Origin of the sequence: Mesorhizobium sp. M4B.F.Ca.ET.089.01.1.1 (assembly GCF_004022605.1) — a bacterium.
Classification (GTDB): Bacteria; Pseudomonadota; Alphaproteobacteria; order Rhizobiales; family Rhizobiaceae; genus Mesorhizobium; species Mesorhizobium abyssinicae.
Map to the genome: position 1 here is coordinate 1 of NZ_RZOS01000363.1, position 5,967 is coordinate 5,967.

Genomic DNA, 5,967 nt, shown 5'->3' on the forward strand with positions numbered 1-5,967 from the left:
GGCCACGACATCACCTATCTGGCCTATTCCGGCCTGCTGCACGCCATCGGCACCGGGCCGAGACCGGCCATTTCGATCACCGTCAGACCGGCCAGCGGACCGGTCTTTCCGGCAGCGGAAATGCCGGTGTCCATCGCGGCTATTTGGGGGCCATGCGGATGGCGCCGTCGAGGCGGATGGTTTCGCCGTTCAGCATCTGGTTCTCGACGATGTGCAGCGCAAGTGCTGCATATTCGGAAGGCTCGCCGAGGCGGGAGGGGAACGGTACCGCCGCACCAAGCGAATCCTGCACCTCCTGCGGCATACCGGCCATCATCGGCGTTCGGAAGATGCCGGGCGCGATGGTGCAGACGCGGATGCCGGAGCGGGCGAGGTCGCGGGCGACCGGCAGCGTCATGCCGACCACGCCGCCCTTGGAGGCCGAATAGGCAGCCTGGCCGATCTGGCCGTCATAGGCGGCGACCGATGCCGTGTTGACGATGACGCCGCGCTCGCCGCCATCCAGCGCATCAAGCTTGGCGCTGCGGTCGGCAACGAGGCGGATCATGTTGAAGGTGCCGATCAGGTTGATCTCGATCACCTTGCGGTACTGGTCGAGCGGGTGCGGGCCGTCCTTGCCGATCGTCTTCACGCCGATGGCGATGCCGGCGCAATTGACGAGGATGCGCGGCGAGCCGAGTTTTTGCGACACGTCCGCGATCGCGGCGGCGGCGCTGTCGCCGCTGCTGACGTCGCACTGGACGGCGATGCCGCCAATATCGTCGGCGACCTTCCTGGCGCGGTCGATGCCGACATCGAGGATGGCGATGCGGGCGCCCTTGGCGGCGAGGGCACGCGCCGTCGCCTCGCCGAGGCCGGAGCCGCCGCCGGTGACGATCGCTATCTGGCCATTCGGGTTCATGCCGGCATCCTCCACGCTTTTCCGGTCATGCTACGAAGGACGCCACGATGGCGCAACGGCAGACGGGGTCAATCGAAGTTTCAATCGAGCGGGATCACTCGGCATGCGCCAATTGACCCGTGGATCGATTGGCATGCGCCAATCGACCCGTGGATCAATCGTGCCGATTGACCCGTGGATCAGGCTATTGCCGGGATTTGTTCGGGCAAACGCGCCTGATCCGCATGGCCGACCTCGCCCGTCAGTTTGGCCACGGCGCCCGGCTTGATTTCGTGGTGAAGCAGCCTGTCGAGATCGACGGGGCGCGGCATGGAAATCTGACCGCGCGGGAAGCGTTTGAAGCCGAGCGGGCCGTAATAGGGCTCGTCGCCGACCAGGATCACGGCCGGTGCGCCGGCCTTGGCGGCGGCTTCCAGCGCGATCGCCACAAGCCGGCGGCCGATGCCGAGATTCTTGAAGGCGGGGCGCACCGCAAGCGGTCCGAGCATCAGCGCGCGCCCGGCGCCGGCGGCGATACGCGTCATCCGCACCGAGGCGACGACGGTGTCGCCATCGATGGCGACGAAGGACATCGCGCGATCATGCCCTCCGGCCTCGCGGATCTTGTAGGCGGCAAGCACGAAACGGCCCGGCCCGAAGGCCTCGTCGTTAATGGCTTCGACCTCGGGGTCATGCGCCGGGGTTTCCGGCAGGTATTCGACGTCGGCAAGGCTCATGGTCTTCGCGTTCCGGTATGCGAGGAAAGGTTTGCTGCAAGCGGCAGCGTTCGCCAGTCAGCGCTTCATCAAGCGCGGGCGCCCTTTCGTCGTCGGTCGAACCGGATTGTGGCAAAGTCCAACATGCGGATTTTCCGCTAGCATCAATTTCCGGCCGCTGCAATCCGCCGTTTTCGTTCGCCGATTCCGGCAAAGTGACGGTCTGTTCAGTAGATCGCGTCTTCGGGATCGCCACCGTGCGCCTACATGCAACTCAAGCGTCAAGGAGATTTGCATGGGATTGCTGGTCGAAGGCAGGTGGCAGGATCGCTGGTACGAGACGGCCGACAATGGCGGCAGGTTCGTGCGGGCGCAGTCGCAATGGCGCGACTGGGTCACGCCCGACGGCGCGCCGGCCGAAGGCCGTACGCGCGGCTTCAAGGCCGAGCCCGGCCGCTACCATCTTTATGTCTCGCTCGCCTGTCCGTGGGCGCACAGGACGCTGATCTTCCGCGCCCTGAAGGGCCTGGAAGACGCAATCTCGGTCTCCATCGTGCACCATTTCATGGGTGCGCACGGATGGACCTTCCTTGCCGAAGACGGCGCCACCGGCGACACGCTGCATGGTCTCGATTTCCTGCACCAGGTCTACAGCAAGGCCGATCCGGCCTATTCGGGCCGGGTGACGGTGCCGGTGCTGTGGGACAGGAAGGAGGAAACGATCGTCTCGAACGAGTCTTCCGAGATCATCCGCATGCTCAATTCGGCTTTCGACGAATGGGGCGACAAGAGCGTCGATTTCTATCCCGTGGCGTTGCGCGCGGAGATCGACCGCGTCAACGCGCTGGTCTACCCGGCCATCAACAACGGCGTCTATCGCGCCGGCTTCGCCACCACGCAGGCCGCGTATGAGGAGGCGTTCGAAGAGCTGTTTTCGGCCCTCGACAACCTGGAGGATCGGCTGTCAAAGCAGCGCTATCTCGTTGGCGGCCGCATCACCGAGGCGGATTGGCGGCTGTTCACCACGCTGGTGCGCTTCGATCCGGTCTATGTCGGGCACTTCAAGTGCAATCTGCGCCGTATCGCCGACTATCCGAACCTGTCGAACTATCTGCGCGACCTTTACCAGGTGCCCGGCGTCTCGAAGACGGTCAATCTGCATCACATCAAGGCGCACTATTACGGCAGCCACAAGACGATCAACCCGACGGGCATCGTACCGGTCGGGCCGGAGCTCGACTATGGCGCGCCGCACGATCGGGCGTGGTTCGGGAAGGCTGCCTAGAATTACCAATAAGGCGAGATCTCGGCCTTCGCGAAAATCTCGGCGATCCGCCGCAGCGTTGCAGGCGTCGTCGCTTCCGGCAAACGGTCGAGCGGGAAGAAACCCGCCTCGGCGATCTCGTGGTCGGGCGCTTTCGGCGCGGTCTGTTTGAAGCTCTCGATCAGATAGAAGCCGACATGGTCGCGCCTGCTGGAGCGACGGTTGAAATGCACCGACTTCAGCACAGGCGCGGCCGCAATCGTGATGTTGCCCTCCTCGGCCAGCTCGCGCGCCAGGGCCTCCAGAAGCGTTTCGCCGACCTCGACGCCGCCGCCCGGCAGCTGCCAGCCCGGCACATAGGTGTGGCGGATCAGGAAGACGCTGTTCGAGGCGCGATCGTGAACCAGGCCGCGCACACCGAGCGTCATCGGCCGCCTGAGCAGGAACAACAGATGGAACAGTCTTGCCCTGAGGCCCGGCCAGCCGGTCTGACGCATAGCCTGTTCCGGATCGAGGGGTTCCGTCACCGGGAGAACCGCGAGCCGGCGCAAAACCATGAGTGGAAAGCAGGCAGCGGCTCGCTTATGAAGAAGCTATGTTCAGGCTCGCGCATATTTCCGATGTCCATCTGGGGCCGCTTCCCGGTGTAACCTATCGCGAACTCGCCTCCAAGCGCGTGGTCGGCTACGTCAACTGGCAGCGCAACCGCCGCCGCCACATGCATGACGCGGTGATCGACACGATCGTCGCCGACCTCAAGGCCAGCCAGCCGGACCACCTCGCCGTCACCGGCGACCTGGTCAACCTGGCGCTCGACGGCGAGATCGAGATGGCCAGGCACTGGCTGGAGACACTGGGCTCGCCCGACGACGTTTCGGTCGTGCCCGGAAATCACGATGCCTACGTGCCGGGCGCCTTCGACAAGGTCTGCCGGTCATGGGCGGCGTGGATGAGCGGCGACGGCACCGGCGGGCCGGTCGACCGCAATGCATTTCCCTATCTGCGCGTGCGTGGCAATGTCGCGCTGATCGGCGTTTCGACGGCGCGCGCCACCGCGCCGTTCATGGCCAATGGCTTCTTCAGGGCAGGCCAGGCGCGAAGGCTCGGCAAGATACTGGACGCAACGGCCGGCAGCGGCCTGTTTCGGGTGGTGATGATCCACCATCCGCCGGTGCGCGGCGCCGTTTCCCAATACAAGCGCCTGTTCGGCATCGAGCTCTTCCAGCGGACGGTAAATCGGCATGGCGCCGAGCTTGTCCTGCACGGCCATTCGCACGATCCGAGCCTGTTCTTCATCGGCACTCGCGGTGTCAGGATCCCGGTCGTCGGTGTCGCCGCGGCCGGGCAGGGGCTCGGCGGCAGGCACCCGGCGGCGCAGTACAATCTGGTCGACATCGCAGGCGAAAAGGGCGACTGGCAGGTCCGCCTGACCCGGCGCGGGCTGACTGGACCGGCAATGCCGCCGTCGGACCTGCAAGTGATCGAACTGGGAGCCGATGCCGAGGCATCGCGCCCATTGGTCAAAAGCTGATTTTCATCGCCGCGAGACGATCCCAGAACAGCACGAGCGATACGGCAAGCCCGACCAGTGCGCCGGCCGCAATCAGGCCGAGACCGGACAGGACAGCCGACCAGGCCCTGCCGCGCCGGGCCGCCCGCAAAGGCGGTTCGGCTTCCGTCACCAAGGCGCGCTGCAGCCTCGGGATGGCATGTTCGGCACCGCCTTCCATCATCCGCTGTCGCTCGACGACGCGCTCTGCCACATAGCGTGTCACCTGATCGGCGACGACCTTCATCTCGCTCGATTCAGCGAGGACCACGCGGCCGATGCGCGTGTCCCTGAGGAAGCGATAGGTGCGACGGTCGCGGCCCATAGCGACGTGGCTGACGGCATCGATCCACAAGCGCGGCTGCAGGCCGGACGAGACCGCGAAGTCGAAATTGTCCATGTCGGTGGGCACCTCGGCAAAGACAGGGGCGAGCTCGGCGGCAAGCAGATCGAGCCGCATGCGGTGCGCATCGCGCATGTCGACGACGATATCGTCGCGATCGGCGAAAGCGTTCTTCACGTCGCGGATGGCGTCGGACAGCTTGTGCGACGCCTCGATCGGGGTGGTTTTCTCGCCTGCGTCCTTCATCGGCGGCTGCCTCGCGGTTGGTTAACAGCGGGTTAACACAGTCGCCGGCAAAATGCACTGCCGAGATGGTGGTTAAGCCTTGCCGCCCTTACGCCATGGCCGAGCGCCTGGGGCGCCGACTTGTGTTGCGACGCACGGCGGAAGCGACCAGATCGGATGCTTCCTCGACCAGCATATGGCCGGCTTCCAGCACATGATGCAGGTGAAACTGCGCCGGCAAGTCGTTGGCCTGGGCAACCGGCAGCATGGCGTCGTCCGTGCCCCAGACCACCATCACCGGCATGGCGAGCGTGCCCAACTGTTCGCGCGGAATGGCGCCTTGCCGATCGTCCCTGGTCATGACGGCGGCGATCTCGACAAGCTTCTGCACCTGACCGGGGCGTTCGCGCATCTCGGCAAGCGTATCCACAATGTCTTCCGGGGGCAGTTCCCCTGGTCCGAACATGGCGGCCAAACAGGTACGGACCTCGTTTCTGCCGGCGGCAGCCGCATAGCGGCGCAACAGCGGCCCGTTGATCTCAGTGCCAAATCCACCCGGCGCCAGAAGCGTCAGCGAGGCTACCCTTTCGGGCTCGCTCAACGCCATCAGGGTCGCGACCGCGCCGCCCATCGAATGGCCGACGAGATGCACCTTCTTCCTTCCGCGTGTCGCCAGGTCGGCGAGAATGGCCTTGGCGGCGGAGCGTGCCGATGTGCCAGGGACACCGAGCGAAAGGCCGTGGCCGGGCAGGTCGTAAGCAAGCGTCCGCAGGCCGGGAGACAGCGTCGAGATCACCCGGCGCCAGACATCATGGCACCCGCCAAAGCCGTGCAGGAAGACGACAACCTTCGAGCCGGCGCCCCGTTCGGCGGCATAAACGGAAGAATCCATGAAAATATATGAGTTGTCCAAGCCCAAGCGACCGAACGGGCGCCCGGTAGTCAAATTGTGGCTCGATTGCTCCTTGTCCAGAGCAACAGCCAGTAAAT

The 5,967-nt window shown here is 65.1% G+C and carries 7 protein-coding genes; 2 read left to right on the forward strand and 5 right to left on the reverse strand.

What is annotated here, in order from left to right; all coding sequences use genetic code 11:
- Positions 1-139 precede the first annotated feature (139 nt).
- A complete protein-coding gene (locus EN780_RS25715) occupies positions 140-901 on the reverse strand; it encodes a 3-hydroxyacyl-CoA dehydrogenase (RefSeq protein WP_128275690.1) in 762 nt (253 codons plus the stop codon).
- A gap of 179 nt (positions 902-1,080) precedes the next feature.
- Positions 1,081-1,617, reverse strand: a complete 537-nt coding sequence (locus tag EN780_RS25720; protein WP_128275691.1) for an N-acetyltransferase — start codon at positions 1,615-1,617, stop codon at positions 1,081-1,083.
- A 274-nt stretch (positions 1,618-1,891) separates the two neighbouring features.
- On the opposite strand from EN780_RS25720, the gene EN780_RS25725 reads away from it, so the two are divergent.
- On the forward strand, positions 1,892-2,881 hold the full coding sequence (locus EN780_RS25725) for a glutathione S-transferase family protein (protein WP_127282260.1): 990 nt from the start codon (positions 1,892-1,894) through the stop codon (positions 2,879-2,881).
- Positions 2,882-2,883: 2 nt separating this feature from the next.
- Here the strand turns inward: EN780_RS25725 and EN780_RS25730 are convergent, their stop codons facing one another.
- On the reverse strand, positions 2,884-3,357 hold the full coding sequence (locus EN780_RS25730) for an NUDIX domain-containing protein (protein WP_189340357.1): 474 nt from the start codon (positions 3,355-3,357) through the stop codon (positions 2,884-2,886).
- Between the two features lie 98 nt (positions 3,358-3,455).
- Here EN780_RS25730 and EN780_RS25735 point away from each other — a divergent pair, with 98 nt between their 5' ends.
- Positions 3,456-4,391 (forward strand): metallophosphoesterase, encoded by a 936-nt coding sequence (locus EN780_RS25735; RefSeq protein ID WP_128275692.1) that lies wholly within the window; start codon positions 3,456-3,458, stop codon positions 4,389-4,391.
- Here EN780_RS25735 and EN780_RS25740 read toward each other — a convergent pair.
- Both EN780_RS25740 and EN780_RS25745 read right to left on the reverse strand, forming a co-directional pair.
- A complete protein-coding gene (locus tag EN780_RS25740; protein WP_127282257.1) occupies positions 4,381-4,998 on the reverse strand; it encodes a hypothetical protein in 618 nt (205 codons plus the stop codon). The two genes, EN780_RS25735 and EN780_RS25740, sit on opposite strands and share 11 nt — an antisense overlap.
- 88 nt (positions 4,999-5,086) lie before the next feature.
- On the reverse strand, positions 5,087-5,869 hold the full coding sequence (locus EN780_RS25745) for an alpha/beta fold hydrolase (protein ID WP_128275693.1): 783 nt from the start codon (positions 5,867-5,869) through the stop codon (positions 5,087-5,089).
- Between the last annotated feature and the right edge of the window lie 98 nt (positions 5,870-5,967).

Bases quoted from the DNA above. Each gene is read 5' to 3' on its own strand.
- EN780_RS25715 (WP_128275690.1), bottom strand. From the start codon at position 901: ATGAACCCGAATGGCCAGATAGCGATCGTCACCGGCGGCGGCTCCGGC.
- EN780_RS25720 (WP_128275691.1), bottom strand. From the start codon at position 1,617: ATGAGCCTTGCCGACGTCGAATACCTGCCGGAAACCCCGGCGCATGAC.
- EN780_RS25725 (WP_127282260.1), top strand. From the start codon at position 1,892: ATGGGATTGCTGGTCGAAGGCAGGTGGCAGGATCGCTGGTACGAGACG.
- EN780_RS25730 (WP_189340357.1), bottom strand. From the start codon at position 3,357: ATGCGTCAGACCGGCTGGCCGGGCCTCAGGGCAAGACTGTTCCATCTG.
- EN780_RS25735 (WP_128275692.1), top strand. From the start codon at position 3,456: ATGTTCAGGCTCGCGCATATTTCCGATGTCCATCTGGGGCCGCTTCCC.
- EN780_RS25740 (WP_127282257.1), bottom strand. From the start codon at position 4,998: ATGAAGGACGCAGGCGAGAAAACCACCCCGATCGAGGCGTCGCACAAG.
- EN780_RS25745 (WP_128275693.1), bottom strand. From the start codon at position 5,869: ATGGATTCTTCCGTTTATGCCGCCGAACGGGGCGCCGGCTCGAAGGTT.